Origin of the sequence: Niastella sp., from assembly GCF_045805085.1 — a bacterium.
Classification (GTDB): Bacteria; Bacteroidota; Bacteroidia; order Chitinophagales; family Chitinophagaceae; genus Niastella.
Map to the genome: position 1 here is coordinate 1 of NZ_JBJMLX010000488.1, position 18,975 is coordinate 18,975.

Sequence of the window (18,975 nt, forward strand, 5' to 3'; positions counted from 1 at the left end):
CGTAGGTAAGGCAAAGAACCTCCGCAAACGGGTGAGCTCTTATTTTACCAAAACGTTCACCTCCTATAAGACCCATGAGCTGGTTCAGCGTATAAGGCGCATAGAATTCACCATTGTACCAAGTGAGCAAGATGCCTTCCTGCTGGAGAACTCGCTGATAAAACAGTTTCAGCCGCGTTTTAACATCAACCTGAAAGATGATAAGACCTATCCTTACATTGTCATCAAAAAAGAGAATTTCCCGCGCGTATTCCTTACCCGACGTAAAATAAACGACGGCTCGGAATACCTGGGTCCCTTTACCTCGGTAGCCAAGGTGCGGGAGCTGCTTGATTTTGTAAAGGCCAATATTCAGTTACGCACCTGTAAACTGAACCTCACCCCCGCCAACATCCAAAAGGGCAAGTTCAAAGTTTGCCTGGAATACCACCTGGGCAATTGCAAGGGACCTTGTGAAGGCCATCAAACCGAGGAAGAATATGGGGATGGATTAATGCAGTTACGGAATATTCTCAAGGGCAACCTGGGACCGGTGATCAATCATTACAAAAAAGAAATGAAGGAAGCCGCCGAAAACCTGGCGTTTGAGAAAGCCCAGATAATGCATAAAAAAATTGAACACCTCGAAGAGTACGACGCCCGTTCGGTGATCGTAAGCAGGCACCTGGGCAATGCGGATGTGTTCTCGATCTTACGCGATGGAGATATAGCCTATGTCACTTACCTGATGATGCAGAACGGCACCATTGTACAAACCCATACATCGCAATGGGAAACCCACCTCGATGAACCAATTGAAGAAGTATTATCATTTGCCATTGCGCAACTGCGTTCCACATTCAATAGCCAGAGTCCCGAGATCATTGTTCCGTTTGAGATTGAATATGATGAACCGGAAATAGTGCTTACCGTGCCCAAAGCCGGTGATAAAAAGAAACTGCTTGATATGGCCGCGCTGAATGTGAACTATTTCAAAGAAGAGATCAGGCAGCGGAAAATGCTGAAGCTCGATGGTAAGGATGCATCTACCAAACACCGGGTGCTGGAACAAATACAACATGACCTGCAATTACCGGCTATTCCCGTTCATATTGAATGTTTCGATAACTCCAACTTCCAGGGCAGCTACCCCGTATCGGCTATGGTTTGTTTTAAAGACGGCGTACCCAGTAAACAGGATTACCGCCACTTCAATGTAAAAACGGTGCAGGGCATTAATGACTTTGCCACCATGAAAGAGGCTGTAACCCGGCGGTATAAACGATTACAATTAGAACAGCAGCCCTTTCCGCAACTGGTGATCATCGATGGCGGCAAGGGACAACTGGGCGCCGCACTGGAAGGCATCAACGAATTGGGCCTGCAGGGCAAAATGACGATGGTAGGACTTGCAAAAAATGAAGAGGAGATCTTTTTCCCGGGCGATAAGGAATCGGTTAAGCTGCCTTACAACAGCGATAGTTTGAAACTGATCCGCTCCATTCGCGATGAGGTGCACCGTTTTGGGATTACGTTTCACCGTAATAAACGCAGCCAGGGCACTTTCAGGAACGAACTGGAGCAAATAAAGGGTATTGGTCAGCACACGGCGGAACAATTACTGAAAGAGTTTAAATCGGTTAAACGAGTAAAAGAATTGAGCCTGGAGGAGTTGAGTGGCGCCGTAGGTAATGCAAAAGCTACTTTGATAAGGAATTACTTTGATAAACCCGATCAGGCTGAAGCAGGAAATACGAAGTAAGAAGTATAAAGCTCGCGAATGTCAGATCCTAATTAATACATGCATTTCGACTGCGCTCAATGCATTTTAGCAGACCCTTCGGCTTGCGCCTCCACTAAAGCTTCAGCGACACGCGGACGCTCAGGGGTCTAAAAAGAAAAAGGGGCCCGGATAGACATCCAGCCCCGTTTTTAAAATCCAATATCCTATGAAAAACCATTGTAAAAATAGTGAATAGGCGGCACAAAACAATACCTGATAGTGGGTATTTTTAAAAAAAATCTTGATATAATGTTTATACAGCGACTCCGATTTTCACATGTCTTACAATGGCTTAATGCATTAAACTAAAAAGGGTATCGTAAATTTACGATACCCTTTTTAGTTATAATTAATTATAAAGATGTCAAATCTTAGTATGACCAAAGATCCTGCTCGTAGTTAAATATCCGCTCCTTCATGTCTTCGCCTTCTAACAGCGCCAGGATGGGATCTTTAATGTACGATCTGATGAACTCATCATTGGGGTTGTTAACAGTTGATTTGATGATGCGGCTTGCGAACATGCGGCTCTCAAACAACTCTTCCCAACTCATACGGGCGCCAAAGTTTTTACCATTGTACACCTCGTGTTTAGCAAAGATGGGTCTAAGATCGGGGTAGTATACCCAGAAGATGGGGGTTACATCGCGGAAAGAGCCATCGTCATTGGTAATGGTCTTCAGCGGGGCGATCCCGAGGATACGCACCTGCATACGCGAAGATTCTTTATCGAATACCCAGTCTTCCTTGATCCAGAATCTTTCTATTTTATCAGGATTGAACTCCTGTACGATGGTAGTATCACGCATGATCCCTTTAGAACCGTCAGGATCCTTTGTTAAGTCGGGAACCTGGATGATGGTAGGCGTACCAACCAGTCCTTTCACGATATCCTTGAAAGGTAAAGGCGTAGTAAACCGGTCGTCATCTGATGAGAACGCAGTGATACTGTCGTTTTTGATAGCGTTTAACAGGATATAAATGAACCGTTCATTACCCTGGTCGCCTTCTGCTTTGTATACGAAAGGCAGGTTCATTTTCTCGTGAACATCAATCTCACGCCATACCCGTTGCATATACACAGCATCATCTTCCCGGATGTGTTCGTATGCTAATGGAATCCGGTCTTTTACCAGGTTACGCTCGATGGCATTGTCATTACGCAGCGATTTCTTGATCGGCGGAATGTCCAACTTGGCCTCAAGCGGAGCTGGTTTTACAGTGTCAACCGGTGGTGGCGCTACTGCGGCAGTAGGTTTGTTCTTACTTTTCACAGCATTCTTCTTTACTGCGCCAGCACGTTTTTTTGCAGGCCGGTTAGGCTTTTTTACCTGAGCGTCTGCTAGGTTGGCAGTAAATACCATCACAGTCAGCAACAAACACAGTTTTATAATACGGTTCTTCATTTGTTCCCTGTTTTTATAATGTTTTACTTAAGGCTGAATTGCATGCCTGGGATCTCACGCTTACGGCCATCAGGTCCAATAACATTGATAGCGTCGATGAAGATCCTTGTTCCAGGACCAGCACTTTGAACGAGGCTGGCAGCCTGACCGCTCCAGCGGTTTCCTTCGTTAGTAGCTTCACGGTATAACTGGATGGGGCCACCTACAGCACCGATACGGTAGCTAACTACCTGGAAAGGAGCCATGAAGTCACTTTCTTCCAGTTTCGCGATAACTGCACCAACTGCTTTAAATTCTGCAGAAGAAATGTTTCCACCTTTTTTAGCACCGATGAACGCTGCTGGCGGAGGCAGATATTTTAAACGCATTGGGAATTTAAAGGATTTGCCTTCTGCAGTTACAACGATTTCAGACATACCGGGTTTATTAGGTTTGGCAATGTAGCGGTCGCCACCTGCTTTTGTAATAGAACCATCGGCAAAGCTTACTTTTGTTTTTTCAGCACCTACGCTACCACCAGAAACGGTGAGCGGGTTTTCAACACCAATGTACAGTACGTTCATTTTCTCGAGGAAAATAGAAGCTCCTGAAGGAACACCTACTGTATACTTGATCGTTTTAACAACGTGTCCTACTGTACCATCTGGTTTGTTGAAATCGATGGTTACATTTACACTGTGCTCACCGGTTCCGCTTGCACTTGTTTTAAAGATCGCAGTACCCTCGGCAGAAATTGGCATTGACTGACCATTGATAGAGATCTTTGGTTTTGCAGCGTCACTGAAGGCGCCTACACCAGCAGTGATCTCAACAGGATCGCCAGGCATGGCATAGGTAGTATTTGATGTTGCAATAGCCTGGAATTGGTTATAAACCAGCTTTACTTCACCAATTTTTGAGTGGAAATAATCAACTAACTGTGCTTCAGAATTCTTTACATCATTCTGAAATTTGCTCAGGATGGTCAAAGCGGCAATAGCAGGGGTCATGTGGAAATAGCTTTGGATCCAGCCATTTACATCATCACCATATTTGTTACCGGATTTAGATGCAGGCACTGACAGATCAATAGGCAGCGCTTTGTCGAAGTGATCAACTTCTTTAGCATCATTACCTAACAGGGCTAACATTTGTTTTTTGTAATCACCCAGTTTGCTATACAGCTCTTTACCTTTTCCTTCCTTATCCATTAAACGGATAGCGGCGTCCAGGTTATCAGCATTGATCTCCTGTTTGTTTGTCAGGTGATTCTCGTGCGTACCGGCAGCCTTTTCAAGGTCTGCTTTCAGTTGCTCGATATAACCAAACAGCTCAGCAGACAGCTTTTTAGCTTCATCAGCTTTAGGCGCCCAGGCTTCGGCCTGAGCATGCGTTGTAGGGTCTTTTAATTTTTCGGCAAACGACTCGTAGGTCAGTTTGTTTTTATCAGCGATCAAGTCATTCGACTTGGTGATACTGCCATTTACTGTAACGAAGGCATTGAGGATTTCTGATGATACGTTGAGTGCCAGCAGGGCTGTAAGCACCAGGTACATCATGTTGATCATCTTCTGCCTCGGCTCTTTAGGTAAAGCCATGGTTTAGGTTTTTCTAGTTTAAACAATTTTGTTCACTAAATCTGATTGCATTTAGATACGGATATGGATACCGCCGGGATTAACGACCCTGCATAGCAGTGAGCATGTTACCATAAATGGTATTCAGGTGGCTCAGGTTACCTGCCAGTTTAGAGATCTGTTCGTGAGCTTTCTTAGCATCATCTACGCTACCTTGCATGGTTTGTGAAGCCTGTACCAGGTTACCGTAGAAGCTATTCATAGCTTTCAGGTGGTTGTTAGTATCCTGTAATTCCAGTTCGTAAATAGCATTCAGAGAACCTAAATTTTTGGTCAGCACCTGAACTTGTTCGTGGAACTGTTTTGTGCCGTCAGCAGCGCTGTTGAAACTTGAAACTGAAGCAGCAGCGCCTTGATAAACGTCTTTCATTTTATCCAGAGCGATAGTTACTTCTTTTGTTTTTGCTGTATAGTCGCTGGTAGTTTTAACTACATCAGAAACATCAGCTATGTTAGTAACAGTTGAACCTAATTTTTTGAAACCTTCACTTAAACGGGCAAGGTTTGCAGGTGTGATATCAGCTTCCAGGAACATTTCGTCCATTTTAGCGATAGCGGGGTTGCCAGAAGAAACGCCACCAGCTAATTTGGGTAATGCTTCAGCAATTGCATGCATTTCTGATCCGGGAGGGGGTAAGAATGCATATACTACGAAGATCACAGCCTCAGTAATAAGACCTGCAGTTAAGAAAAAGTCAGCAAGCGCCTGGTGGGTAATTTTTTGCCAGGCACCGAAGATAACGACAGCAGCACCCATACATACGATTACGTTTACCAGTCTTTCAGTTGATTTAGAAACTCCAGCCATAACTTTAAATTTTAATTTTTAGAAAACGGATTTTCAAAGGGTTGAGAGAATAAAATACCAGTTTGATTTTGTTGTTAAATCAATCTCTAATTAAACGGATCAGCCGTTAAAAAATTTTACTCTTAAATAGATTTTAACGTTTCTTCTGCATTGCAGGTAAATCAATCACACAACGGAAGCCAATGTACGACTTAGCCGTATCCATGTATTCATAATTACGGGTGCTCGTTTGAAGGAAGAAACCTACGTCTTTCCAGCTACCACCGCGGATTACCTTACGTTTCATACGTGGAGGTGCGTCGTCGTTGGCATCGAAACGAATGTCTGGGTTCATATCGTGTTGGAAATTGTAAGCGCCTTCGTAGAACAGAGATGAAGTCCACTCCGATACGTTACCGGCCATGCAATACAAACCAAAGTCGTTTGGCCAATATGCATCTGCACGGGCAGTATAGAAAGCTCCATCTTCAGGATAGTTACCACGGCCGGGTTTGAAGTTGGCCAGTAAGCAACCTTTCTTATTTCTCAGATAATAGTTACCCCAGGGGAACATTGATTGAGAACGACCGCCACGGGCAGCATATTCCCACTCTGCTTCTGTTGGTAAACGGAAATCTGATTCGGTAGGTCTTTTCTTGGATTCAAGGAAAGAATTCAGGTAGTGAGTTCTCCATTCGCAGAATGCACTTGCCTGTTTCCAGTTCACACCTACTACAGGGTAGTTGCCGAAGGCAGGGTGAACGAAATACCTCTTGGTCATTGGTTCGTTGTACGAGTAAGAGAAGTCACGAATCCAAACCAGGGTATCAGGATAGATAGGCACATTCTTCTTTACAATGAACTGAGAGCGGGGCTTGCCGGCGTTTTCACGCTGAGCAGCTTCTTTCAGCTCAAATACTTCTGAATGGTATATCAACTTTGAAGGATCGATCTCTTTTTTGCCGAAAACGCGGTTTTCAGGCGAAAGGATCAGCTGATCGATCTTCTCGATAGTTGCTTTATCATCCCATTTAATGGTTTTCGCTTTTTTCCAGTCAACGGAGAAGGTACCATCCACTTCTTTACCATACTGAAGCAGGGTGGCGCCGATAGAGTCGCGAACCCATTGCACAAACTGACGATATTCGTTGTTTGTGATCTCGGTTGCGTCCATCCAGAAACCATTAATGGAAATTTGCTTGTTACGGGCAGTATAAGCGTAGTTTACATCCTCATCGCTAGGTCCCATGTGGAACGTCCCTGGTGGTATATATACCATTCCTGGAGGCCTGGTCAAATTGTACTTTGCAGCCGCGGATACGCCATGCAACTGACCGTCATTGGGCACGCCTTTTGAGGATTTTCCTACTTTGCCACATCCGGTAGCCATCAGAGCCACCAGCGCTGTTAAGGCGGATAGGTTCTTCATTTTCATAATATTAAAGGGTATTGGGCAAAAATAATGTTTTACCGACTTCATCACAAGAATAGAATTTATTTTTTAAAACTGCAATTACGTGATATAAGCTTACATGTAAACGATACCGGAAATTGGATTATTGTATCCCCAAAATTTTAAATTTTACACATTTTTCAGAAGACGGATCAGATCAGCTACTTTTTCAACAGGGGCGCTACACTGGTAGTTTTTACATAAGTAAATTTGCGTATCAGGGGTAGGTGGTTTACCAGCTAATAAGGGTAAATCATTATTTGCCTGGGGGGCAGACTGAAGAACCCGGAACGGGATAAAATGCTGCAAAAGCTCGCGCCTTACCAATTCAACGTCTTTTCCAATAATGGCTATTTCTTCTACTCCCCCTGCAATTGATAGTATCATACCTGCCCATACACCAAAAGAACCCGGATAGCGATGTACAGCCTGTTGTAGTCCTGCGCACATTTTAATGGCCCTTTCCTTCCAACCGGACATATCAAAAACAACTCCCATGTACTGCAAATTAAAAGCCATTATTGCGTTTCCTGAGGGAATTGCGCCATCATACACTTCTTTTTTTCTCACAATTACATCCTGCTGCCCTTTGTGAGTATAAAAGAAATAACCGGTGCCCTCCTCGCTGAACTGGTCAGTTACCCATTGAGTTAATGATTTTGCCTGATACAGGTAATCTGCATTACCTGTGATCTCCTGCAAATGGATCAACGCCTGTATTAAATACGCGTAATCGTCCAAAAAGGCTGGGTATCGGGCTACTTCTTTTTTATAGGTATGAAAAAATTCCTGGCCATTCCGGGTGAACCGGTTCATGATGAATTCCATGTTCTCCTGCGCCACCCGGGCATAATGCGGGTTGCCAAATACACTGTACGCTTTGCTGTAAGCAGTATTCATTAGCGCATTCCAGCCCAGCAAGATCTTATCATCGAGCAGGGGTCTTATGCGGCCCGCGCGGTGTTGCAACAGCTTTTCGCGGCTTCGCTGTAATAACTCCTGCAGTGTATTTTCCGGAATATTATTGTCAATTGCAAACTGTTTCAGCGGTTTACGGATGTTCAGAATATTTGTATGCTCCCAGTTGCCGGCTTCGGTAACATCATAAAAAGCACAGAAAATGGCTGCGTCCTGTTGTAAAACGGTTGCTATTTCTGCCCTGCTCCATACATAGAACTTCCCTTCTACCCCTTCGCTGTCGGCATCCAGGGCTGAATAAAAACCGACCTCCCCCCGGCCCCCTCCGGTGGAGGGGGAGTTACCGAAAAACAATTCTCTTTCTACAAAAGCGAGTGTTTCCTCCACCGCCTGTTTGTACAACGGTTGTTGGGTCAGCTGGAAGGCATCGCACAGCACCGATACCAGTAAGGCATTGTCGTAGAGCATTTTTTCAAAATGCGGCACCAGCCATTCCTTATCGGTTGAGTACCGGGCAAAACCACCGCCGAGATGATCATATAAACCGCCCTGGATCATTTTATCAAGACTAAGGCAGGCCTGCGCCAACGCCTGCTCGTTTCCGGTTTTATGGAAATAGCGGAGCAAATACCCAATTGTAAAAGTTTGGGGAAATTTGGGGGCATTCCCAAAACCACCTTCTTCTTTATCGGCCGTACCCATGATGTTGTTGAACATGGTATCGGCCTTTTCTTGCGAAAAAAGCGCTTCTATATTAATGTCTCCATCCATAGCCTGCTGGCCAAAGGAGTTGGATTGTACTATATGTCCGGTTAAATTGGTGGCCTGGGCGTCGATATCGTCCCGTTTTTCGGTCCAGGCATTGGCCACGCCTGTTAATACCTCTTGCCAGGAAGGCCGGTTATAGATGGCTTTTGGTGGAAAATAGGTACCGCCATAAAAAGGCCGGCCGTCGGGGGTAAGAAAGATGTTCAGGGGCCAGCCGCCGCTGCCGGTCATGGCCTGCACAGCGTCCATATATATATGATCAAGATCGGGCCGCTCTTCGCGATCTATCTTGATATTGATGAAATGCTCATTCATAAGGGCAGCCGTTTCCTCATTTTCAAAGCTCTCTTTTTCCATAACATGACACCAGTGGCAGGCAGCATACCCAATGCTAACCAATAAGGGTTTGTCCTCCTGTTTTGCCTTGCCCAGCGCCTCATCGCCCCAGGGATACCAGTCAACGGGGTTATGGGCGTGTTGCAACAAGTAGGGACTCGTTTCTTCTGCCAGCCTGTTTGTGTGTTTTGCCATGCTTAAAAGTAGCGGATTTCAAATATAAGTTTAAAAGGAAACCGTAAAATGGTGGTAAATCACTATTTAATGAAAATGCCTAAGCCGGCTATAATTGCAAATCGTGTTCCGGGGGGTGAAAAAACAAAGGCACCCCGGGTTATCGGGATGCCTTTAATTATTTGTATTTATCTGGTTAACCCGTCAACTTGTTAACTGGTCAACTCATCAACTATTTCTTTTTATTATGCATTGCCAGATATTGCTCCAACGCCGCTACCATAGACGGGGCCTGTGGCGCCGGCGCCTTAATATCCAGCGTTAAACCGGCGTCTTCCACGGCGCGGGAAGTATTGCTGCCAAACGCGCCAATGCGGGTGCCGTTCTGTTGATAGGCTGGGATGTTATCGAAAAGACTTTTTACGCCGCTGGGGGTAAAAAAGCAAATGATGTCGTATTCAGTTCTTGTCAACAGGTCCTTCACATCGCAGCTGATAGTGCGGTACATGAATGGGGTGGCAAATTCACAATTGTTTGCCTTGAGCCAGTTGATAATTTCATTATCCTGCTGATTTTCGGAACAAGGGTACAGGAACTTCTCGTTCTCCTTATGTTTGTTGATCACATCAAACATACTCTTGTTCGTACTGTCGGCACCATAAAACACCTTGCGCTTGCGATAAAGGATAAATTTCTGCAGGTACAGGGCAACGGCTTCAGTAATGCAGAAATACTTGGTATCCTGCGAAATGCTGATCTTCATTTCCTCGCAAATGCGGAAGAAATGGTCAATAGCGTTGCGACTGGTGAATATTACGCCTGTATAATTTGGGATCTCTATCTTTTGCTTGCGAAACTCTTTGGAGGGAATGCCTTCAAGACGTATAAATGGCTGGAACTCCAATTCAACACTGTACTTTTTGGCAAGTTCAAAGTACGGTGATTTATCGGTTTCCGGCCTGGGTTGAGTAATCAGGATTTTTTTAATGGTGTTTGTAGCTGTTGCTACGTTTTTAGCCCCGTTTTTGACCATATTAGCTACGTATGGATTTGCAAAGTTAATAACTTCTTTCCACAAAAATCAATAACACCTTGTAAATCAATAAAAGGGGTGCTATTTCGAAGGCGCAAAGGTAAATAAAAAAATGGAATCTTGAGAGTTTAATCTCATTTCTTACTGGTCTGTACGCTATTATAAACCGGTAAATAAATAATATAACAATAAAGAAGTAAGTCAAAGTCATTAATACTGTCAAAAACTGCCCTTTTGCGAAGGCCATGAACAACAAAGCCGGTAATAAATAGATGCCCAGCATCTTGTTTACCAGGAAAACAATAAAGATGTAGGTATCGGTCGCCGTCCTGATATTGAACATCCAGCCTACCATTTTAAGCAGAATGAACTTACCCATATAAATAGTAGCCAGCAGCACACAGCAATAAAACAACAGCAGCCACCGGTTCATTCCGGGTACAATATTATAATAGTCGGCCACAAAACTCAGGAACAGTCCCGTGGAAATAACAAACAAGATATTCAGAAATAAAGAAGGCAGTGGCGATTGCAGTACCTGGTCCCTGATCTGCTGATGCCGCATAGTAACCCTGAGAAACAAGGTGTTGAGGTTATCGAGGTACTTCAGGAAGGCGACGCGAATGAACCCATAAAAGAACAACAGGAGGCATAGAAAGTAAAACATGCTTTCGTCCCGGCTTTCCTTTTTCAGCTGTTCGGTAATCAACACGCCCTTTCCGTAAAAGTTATAATAAGGATGATCGCGTAGTGCATTTTGAAAACCCACCAGGGTGGGTTTGGGCTCGGGCCCCTCCTCTTTTGCTACACTGGCCACCGGTATTTCCGAATCAGGCCGTGACAAAGCAACTGCCGGGCGTGCGGTTTTAACGCTGTCAACCGTATCGGGCTGAGTAGCGGTAAGCGCCGTATCGACCAATGCATGATTAGTGGTGTCTCTTTTCCGGGTAACCGTGTCTTTTTTCCTGACAGTGGTATCTCTTTTAATACCGGGCGTATCACGTTGTTCCCGGGAAGGAATAGTATCTTTTCCGCTTTGCGCAAGCGACACTATCATTAAGCAACAACAAAAAGCGAGTAGAATGAATTTCTTCACAGGGAACTTTTGGGTATGCAAAAATATTGTAGTGCCGGCATTGCCAGAAATGTATTTATGCTCAAAAATAATTAAGGTAGCCAATATGGATCTTTGATTGTCGCAGGTTGAACTTTGCATCATCGCGCTTTCCTACCGCATACGACAAATTAAATATACCCGCTTTTGTTTCAAACGCCATCCCAATCCCTGTGCCCCAATAATAGTTACTGGTTCGGGCATATACACTCGCGTTTTTCGACCATCCCCCATCAAAAAAATAGCTCAGGTACGAATTTCGCCCAACCAGGTAACGGTACTCCAGGGTGCCAATTGCGTATTGTGATGCAAAAATGCTTTCTTCATCAAAACCACGCAATAATTTATATCCACCAATCTGAAATAATTCGTTCCTGAAAATGGCCGGACTTTGGAACCAACCGCCATTTACGCCTGTTTTAAGGGTGCTGAACCGGGTCAATTTAAAATAATGCGCCATATAACCCTTTAGTTTGAACTGGTAGCTGTTCAGCTGTACCGTATCGTACAGGCTGTTGAAATCGAAGCTGGGATCGCTTTCATCTTTCAAATTCAGGATCTGCGGGTTCTTTTTTATCTTTTTCGATCCTGCCGTTACATTTATCAGCCATTCATTTCCCTTGCGGGGGTTGAACCGGTAATCGGTATTATACCATTCGTAATTCAACCCCAGGTTCACCGACCTGATATCAGCCTGCTCAGGCAACACGTGATTTCTTGCAATTCCAAGGGAGTCTATTGCCAGTACATTGGTTTGAAAACTTTGGATGTACACACTTCCACCCTGACTTGCTGAAATGGCGTACTGCGCTCCTATTTGCATATTGATATTTACGTACGAGCTATCTTTCTTGAATAAATTAAAACTGGCGTTCATGCCAAAGGGCGAACCAAACAGGTAGGGTTGCTGAAATAACAGGTCGAGCCGGGGCGATTTAACCTGTAACTGCTGCCAGTTTATGCCAATAGTTTCTCCACCACCCAGTGAGTTCTTCAAATTAATAGTGGCTTCCCCCGTTACCTGCAGTTTACTGTTTAGGGTTTGGGTACTGGCAGGCAAAAAACCCACCAGCACATTGATCTGGCTGCTGCGTTTGGGCGCCAGGTATACATTCAATATTGAGCCGGTTCCCAGCATGGTCAGGTTCCAGGGCTGTTTTTCTTCCACATACCCCAGGTCGTTGAGCTTTTTGCTAACAGCTATCAGCTTTTCCTTTTTGTAATAACTGCCATTCATAATGCCAAGGTAGCGCTGTAAAAAGGTGGCAGAAATACTGGCGTTGCCAAGGTTACGGATGCTATCGATCTTGTAAAGGGGCCCTTTATTGATGTTCAGGTAAGCTTCGAGCTGCTTGTTTATAAAGGTGATGCTGTCGAGTTTGATCTTTGCAAACGGATACCCGTTGTTCTCCAGGTAATCGAGCAGTTTTTGCTGGGCGGCCAGCACCTGGTCAAAACTCATTGCCTGTTTTTGGGCATTTATGTTAATGACATCCAGCAGTTTTTTATCGGCCGAATCAACGTGCAAACGGGCCCATTGAAAGGTTTCGCCCACATACAGGGAACAAACCGCCCTGTTGGGTTCATAATAAGCAGTGTCGATGGAAGCGGCGGGATAGCCTTTTGACTGCAGCAGTTCGGGTAGTTTGTTGATATACTCCTTAGCCAGTTCCTGGTTTTTGAAATTAGAATCCAGCCGCAGGGTTGAAGAGATGAAAACCGGATCTTTATCAATGGCTTTTATTTGTAACCGGTATTGCGCGGGCAGCAAAAAAGGGAGAACGAGCAATACAACAGGCAACAGGCAATGGGCAATGCCCGCCCGACTAACCCGGTTGAACGGGGGCAATGGAAACCGCCTGCTGCAGTGAGAAGCGTCAAAATACTTGTTATATGACACTATCTTTGCCATATTGACCCTATACAATTATTTAAACTGTAATATTCGAAAAAAAATACGGAATACGATGGCAGGCATTTATTTACATATCCCGTTTTGCAGGCAGGCCTGTCATTACTGTAACTTTCACTTCTCCACCTCATTGAAGCTAAAGAACGAATTTGTAGATGCTTTATTGAAAGAAATAAGCCTGCAAAAGAATTATCTGCCATCGGAAAAGGTGAACACCATTTACTTTGGCGGCGGCACCCCTTCCCTGCTGACGCAGTCAGAACTGTCGGCTATTCTGCAGGCATTGCACCAGCAATTTCAGGTGGCGGCCAATGCCGAGATCACGCTGGAAGCGAATCCCGACGATATCAATGAACAAAAGCTGCTGGAGTGGAAACAGGCGGGCGTTAACCGGTTAAGCATAGGCGTACAATCATTTTTTGAGGAGGACCTGCGCTGGATGAACCGCGCGCATTCTGCTCAACAGGCAATAGACAATTTACAAATGGCCATAAAGTATTTTCCTAATATCACTATCGATCTTATTTACGGCGGTCCTACCCTGCCCGATGAGAAATGGCAGCACAATGTGCAACAGGCCATTGCTATAGGGGTTCCGCATATTTCCTGTTATGCGTTGACTGTAGAACCGGGCACCGCCCTGGCTTCCATGATCAGCAAACACAAAACCACCGATGTAAATACCGATGACCAGGCCCGCCAGTTCTTATTACTGATGGATTGGTTGCAACAAGCCGGTTATGAGCATTACGAGATCTCGAATTTCGCCCAGCCCGGGATGCGCAGCCGTCATAACAGCTCTTACTGGCAAGGCGCTTCTTACCTGGGATTGGGCCCTTCCGCCCATTCTTTTAATGGTAAATCCCGGCAATGGAACATTTCAAACAACGCGTTGTACATACAGTCACTACAGGAAAATAAGGTGCCGCTTGAAATAGAAAACCTTACCGATATCCAACGGTTAAACGAATACATTATGACCTCGCTGCGCACTATTGAAGGATTGGATATTGGCTGGGTCGTAAGCCGGTTTGGGGAAAGGGAAGCAAATCAATTACAACGGGCCGCCCAGTCTTTTATCGACAGCGGCAAAATGCAGTTCTATAATAATCACCTGCAGCTGACCAAAGAGGGGAAGCTGTTTGCTGATGGGATAGCGGCAGCGCTATTTGTCTGAACTGGGATTGTGGGATCAATGGGATGGATGGGATACGGGACTGAGCAAAGACACAGCTTACACTCCTTCGCAAAACCTTCGCAAGTTCTTCGCAAATTTGCGAAGAAGCCTAAGCGCTGTCTAAGAGGAGTTGCGAAGGAGTTGCGAAGAAGCGCTTGCAATTCCTTCACTATCAGTAAATTAGAAGGCATAAAAATGCCCCGGTAAACGGGGCGCTATAGATAATCAATATGTTACGCCTGTTTAAGCCGAATGATGGTCTTTTTTAACGAGTTTTATTACCTCGTTGATGATAACAATACCGGCCAGTACCAGCATTGCAGTAATTCCATATGGTCCTAAAGAGAAAGGCATCATTCAAGTATTAGTCGCCGTAAGGCTGTAAATATTACAACCCGGTCAACAAAAATGTTTGTTATCAGACCAGCGTTTTCTCTACCAGATTAAAACCTTTGCGCGGTTTAACATTTTCCCACAGAATGCGGTAAACGGTTTCGGCTATGGGCATTTCAGCGCCGATCTGCTGATTTACCAAATAGATACATTTACTGGCGTTATATCCTTCGGCCACCATGTTCATTTCGAGCTGTGTGGACCGCACCGAATAGCCCTTACCGATCATATTACCAAAAGTTCGGTTACGACTGTATAATGAATAACAGGTTACCAGCAGATCGCCCAGGTATACCGAAGCGGCATAGTTGGGTGTTTTGCGATGCGTTACGGGATCTTCTCCATCATGCACACCTACTTCAATATGCTGGATGCCTACTTTTTTCAAGAAGCCGGCCATTTCATCGGCACAATTGGCAATGAGCACACTTAAAAAATTATCGCCATATTCCAACCCGTGGGCAATACCAGCGCCAAGGGCATAGATATTTTTCAACACAGCGGCATATTGTACGCCATATACATCAGGGTTAACAATAGTATTCAGATAGGTTGTAGTGAAGCAGGCTGCTATCTTTTGTGCCATAACCACATCGATACCTGAAAAAGTGAGGTAAGATAATTTCTCTGAGGCTACTTCTTCGGCATGACAGGGACCCATTACCGTAAAATAATCTGACAGGGGCAGGTTGAAGGTCTCTTTCAAGTGATCGTTCAACAATAAATTATTATCGGGTAGAATGCCTTTTACTGCAGAGAGTACTTTTTTACCTTCGAAGGCATTGGCAGGCAGATCGCTCAGCGTAGCCGTTACGTAAGCCGAAGGGGTGGCAATTAAAATGCAATCGCTGGCGGCAATGGTAGCGGCAATATCGGTACTCAGTTTCACCAGGTTGGTATCGAAATATACCGAGCTTAAATAACCGGGATTGTGATGCCTTTGCTGGATGTGGTTCACTATTCCCTCTGACCGTACACACCAGTTTATCGATTGTTTCTTGTCTGTACAAATTTTCGCCAATGCTGTCGCCCAGCTCCCACTGCCTATTATTCCCAATTGCATGTAGTTGTTCGTTTTGCCCCCAAATGTAAGAAAAGGCACAAGAAACAAGGCACAAGACCTCAACTTTGAGCCTTGTGCCTTGAACCTTGTACCTTGTACCTTGTGCCTTTACTTCTTCACTTCGTATAATTTATCTTTAGGCACAACTTTTACCTTAGTGCCGTCTTTTAAAGTTTTGCTGATGACGTTATAGGGTCCTACTACAATTTCATCACCTGCTTTCAGTCCTTCCGTTACTTCAATGTTATTGATATCCTGGATACCGGTTTTCACCACCACCTTTTTCACGGTGCCATCTTTTTGCAGCACAAACACTACTTCATCCAGATCAGTTGAAGCAGCTTTAGGTGCGTCCTGCGAATTGTCTTTGGGTTTTTCCTTGTCTTTATCTTCACCAATCACTTTATCGGTTCCTTTTTCGCGGGTGTTTACAGCGTTGATGTTGGCAGCCAGTACATTGTTTTTTGTTCTGGTTTGAATATCGGCGTTGGCATTCATGCCGGGGCGGAAGGGGAAGTACCTTGGCCTTGCCGGATCGAACAGATCCTGGTACGATTCGCGTAACAACCGGATGTGCACTTTATAATTGGTTACATCGTTCGAGGTGGTTGCCGCAGAACTTGTACTTGCTGTTGTGTTACTGCTGGCGATCTGGGTAACAATGCCTTTGAATTTCCGGTTATTGTAGGCATCAACTTCTACCAGCGCTGAATCGCCTAACTTTACTTTGGGAATATCATTCTCCCCTACATCTACCTGCACTTCAAAAATGCCCATATCGGCAATACGCATCATTTCGGTACCGGCCATCATAGAGTTGCCTACTACCCTTTCACCAGCCTTTACATTCAGTAGCGATACCGTACCACTCATGGGCGATAATACGGCGGTGCGGCTAAGGTTTTTATTGGCCGTTTCAAGGCTGGCCTGTGAACCGGCGATACCAGCCTGGCCGCTGCGAATATTTTGCTGAGCGGCATTAAAGTTTGCCTGCGCAGTCCGAAATGAATTTTCTGCCTGCTCAAATTCTGCATTGGAAATGATCTTATCGGCCAGCAGTTTCTTTTGGCGCTCGTAGGTATTTTTTGCGAGGTCAAGTGCAGACCGCAGACTTTCCAGCTGGGCCCTGCTGTTATCTACCATGGCTTGCTGGCGGCTTACTTCTGCAGCGGCCTGGTTACGCTGGGTAGAATAGATATCGGCATATATTTTTGCAAGTACCTGGCCCTTACGAACACTATCGCCTTCTTTTACTTCCAGGTCAACTATTTCACCGGAAATATCAGGACTTACTTTTACTTCTATTTCGGGAAACACTTTTCCGCTGGCGTTAACGGTTTCGGTTATATTGCGGCGTTCTACCTTTTCGGTGGCCACTTTCAGGCCCTCATCTTTTCCAATAACGCCGGCGCTTTTAAGGCCTACCAGTCCAATCACCAGTACCACGAGGCCCAAAAAGATCCACAATAATTTTTTCTTCTTCATAATGAATGGTTGTCTCGGTTTAGAATCTCATGAACTATTTTATAATTTAATGCCCTGCCCTTTATAGAATTCCAGCACTTTCAACTTAAACACATAATCGAATTGCGCCGTGGTCATATCTGATTGAGCACGGTTCATATTGTTTTGGCTGATGAGCAGGTCGAACGTATTTAATAAACCCACCTCATATCTTTTCTTTGCCACCTCATACGATCTTTGGGTTATTTCAAATGTACGTTTGGTTGCATTGAATTTTTCTAAAGCAGCAGATGCATTGTAATAAGCTTTGTAAATATCGCTCTGCAAAGTTTGATTAATGATGGATTTGTTCAACTCTGCATTTTTAAGGTCGAGTTTCGAGCGTTGGTAATTAAACCGGGCATTGCCACCACTGTTTATTGGTACTGCTATACTAAGGCCAAAGCTTTGCCGAAAGTTACCGTTCATTTGTGTGCCCCAACCACTCCAGCGTTCACCAAAATTTTTTTTCTCATAAGTTATATATCCATTGGGCGAATACACCGGATATTTGGTGCCTGAAAAGTCTATCTGGTCGCCATTGGGTTTGTAATCGGTAATAACATAGCCGGTGGCAGTTTTAGCAGTGCTTGAAAACTGGGTATTCAACGAACCATACAGAGAAATGGTAGGGTACATGGCAGCCCGGCTGGAGCGCACCGAGGCTGTCAGCGATTGAATACGCAAGGCATTGGCTTTTTGTGCCGGCTGATTTTGCAGCGCTATCTGGTAAACGGTTTCTGGCTGTAATTGCAAAATAGGTTCTACAGGTATCTGTTCTACAGGGGGTGTGGCAATATCAAACAGTTTACCGGCATCGATATTCAATACCTGTTTTAACAGTAACAGGTTTTGATCAGCCGTTGCCCTGGCCGAGATGTAATTCGAACTGTCTGTTGCATACTGTCCTTCCAGTGTAAGCGCATCCAGTTCAGGTGCTGCGCCCGCGGCCACTTTTTTGCGCGTCACTTCCAATTGTTCCTTTGTTTGTTGCATTTGCACACTGACAATTAGAATTTGCTGTCTCGATAACAACACCTGTAAATAGTAGGTGGCCACGTTAAGCGCTATATCATTCTTAACTTTCTCAATATCCATTTTGGCGGCATCGGTATTGATATCGGCTGCAATGATATTATTGCGAATGCGATGCCAGTTAAAAACTGTTATTCCTGCATTCAGGCCATAACTCTGGCCCAGGATCTCATTACTGGTAAATGTGTTGGTAGTAGGGTCTAATGGCCGGCCCCATTGCAAACCGGTACTGGTACTAAAATCCGCATTTGGGTATTGCGACCACCTGGCTTGCTTTTCGTTCACTTCGGCTACATTGGCCTGCAGGCTGGTTTGTTGCACCGTTAAGTTATTAGCCAATGCATATTCAACGCAACGGCGCAGGTCCCATTTGGTGGTATCCTGGGCCTGCATCCCATATGGCAGGTAACAGATAAGGAGCAGTAATAGGGTCCTACTTTTTTTCATCTGAAAATATAATTTATTTTTTTGGCCAGATGGAACTTACAATGACAAATCCGCCAGCTGGCGGAGCCTTGGGAATTT

At 44.8% G+C, this 18,975-nt stretch carries 13 protein-coding genes; 2 read left to right on the forward strand and 11 right to left on the reverse strand.

The features are described 5' to 3' along the window. Positions 1–1,741, forward strand: a 1,741-nt coding sequence (gene uvrC / locus ACJ751_RS25630) for an excinuclease ABC subunit UvrC (protein WP_407748383.1), incomplete at its 5' end; no start/stop codon positions are given. 392 nt (positions 1,742–2,133) lie between these two features. Here the strand turns inward: uvrC and gldN are convergent. The 8 genes from gldN to ACJ751_RS25670 all read right to left on the reverse strand — a co-directional run bounded on the left by gldN (position 2,134) and on the right by ACJ751_RS25670 (position 13,279). Next, on the reverse strand, positions 2,134–3,168 hold the full coding sequence (gene gldN, locus ACJ751_RS25635) for a gliding motility protein GldN (RefSeq protein WP_407748384.1): 1,035 nt from the start codon (positions 3,166–3,168) through the stop codon (positions 2,134–2,136). A 23-nt stretch (positions 3,169–3,191) separates the two neighbouring features. After that, the gene (gene gldM, locus ACJ751_RS25640) at positions 3,192–4,745 is read right to left on the reverse strand and encodes a gliding motility protein GldM (protein WP_407748385.1); all 1,554 of its coding nucleotides are present in this window, start codon (positions 4,743–4,745) and stop codon (positions 3,192–3,194) included. Positions 4,746–4,824: 79 nt separating this feature from the next. Next, entirely contained in the window at positions 4,825–5,592 is a 768-nt protein-coding gene (gene gldL, locus ACJ751_RS25645) for a gliding motility protein GldL (RefSeq protein ID WP_407748386.1), read from the reverse strand. A gap of 133 nt (positions 5,593–5,725) precedes the next feature. Then, the gene (locus ACJ751_RS25650; RefSeq protein ID WP_407748387.1) at positions 5,726–7,000 is read right to left on the reverse strand and encodes an SUMF1/EgtB/PvdO family nonheme iron enzyme; all 1,275 of its coding nucleotides are present in this window, start codon (positions 6,998–7,000) and stop codon (positions 5,726–5,728) included. Positions 7,001–7,153: 153 nt separating this feature from the next. Further along, positions 7,154–9,241, reverse strand: a complete 2,088-nt coding sequence (locus tag ACJ751_RS25655) for a thioredoxin domain-containing protein (protein ID WP_407748388.1) — start codon at positions 9,239–9,241, stop codon at positions 7,154–7,156. A gap of 211 nt (positions 9,242–9,452) precedes the next feature. Next, positions 9,453–10,253, reverse strand: coding sequence for a uroporphyrinogen-III synthase (locus tag ACJ751_RS25660; protein WP_407748389.1), 801 nt, complete (start codon positions 10,251–10,253; stop codon positions 9,453–9,455). A gap of 25 nt (positions 10,254–10,278) precedes the next feature. Next, complete coding sequence (locus ACJ751_RS25665) at positions 10,279–11,349, reverse strand: DUF4271 domain-containing protein (RefSeq protein ID WP_407748390.1); 1,071 nt, start codon at positions 11,347–11,349, stop codon at positions 10,279–10,281. Between the two features lie 61 nt (positions 11,350–11,410). Further along, positions 11,411–13,279, reverse strand: coding sequence for a hypothetical protein (locus ACJ751_RS25670; protein WP_407748391.1), 1,869 nt, complete (start codon positions 13,277–13,279; stop codon positions 11,411–11,413). Between the two features lie 55 nt (positions 13,280–13,334). Between ACJ751_RS25670 and hemW the strand changes: the two genes are divergently transcribed. Then, the gene (hemW, locus tag ACJ751_RS25675) at positions 13,335–14,456 is read left to right on the forward strand and encodes a radical SAM family heme chaperone HemW (RefSeq protein WP_407748392.1); all 1,122 of its coding nucleotides are present in this window, start codon (positions 13,335–13,337) and stop codon (positions 14,454–14,456) included. Positions 14,457–14,874: 418 nt separating this feature from the next. Here hemW and ACJ751_RS25680 read toward each other — a convergent pair whose 3' ends face one another. The 3 genes from ACJ751_RS25680 to ACJ751_RS25690 form a co-directional block, all read right to left on the reverse strand. After that, positions 14,875–15,912: an NAD(P)H-dependent glycerol-3-phosphate dehydrogenase gene (locus tag ACJ751_RS25680; RefSeq protein ID WP_407748393.1), complete on the reverse strand. Its 1,038-nt coding sequence runs from the start codon at positions 15,910–15,912 to the stop codon at positions 14,875–14,877. A gap of 108 nt (positions 15,913–16,020) precedes the next feature. Beyond that, complete coding sequence (locus tag ACJ751_RS25685) at positions 16,021–17,397, reverse strand: efflux RND transporter periplasmic adaptor subunit (RefSeq protein ID WP_407748394.1); 1,377 nt, start codon at positions 17,395–17,397, stop codon at positions 16,021–16,023. Positions 17,398–17,436: 39 nt separating this feature from the next. Further along, positions 17,437–18,897, reverse strand: a complete 1,461-nt coding sequence (locus ACJ751_RS25690; protein WP_407748395.1) for a TolC family protein — start codon at positions 18,895–18,897, stop codon at positions 17,437–17,439. Between the last annotated feature and the right edge of the window lie 78 nt (positions 18,898–18,975).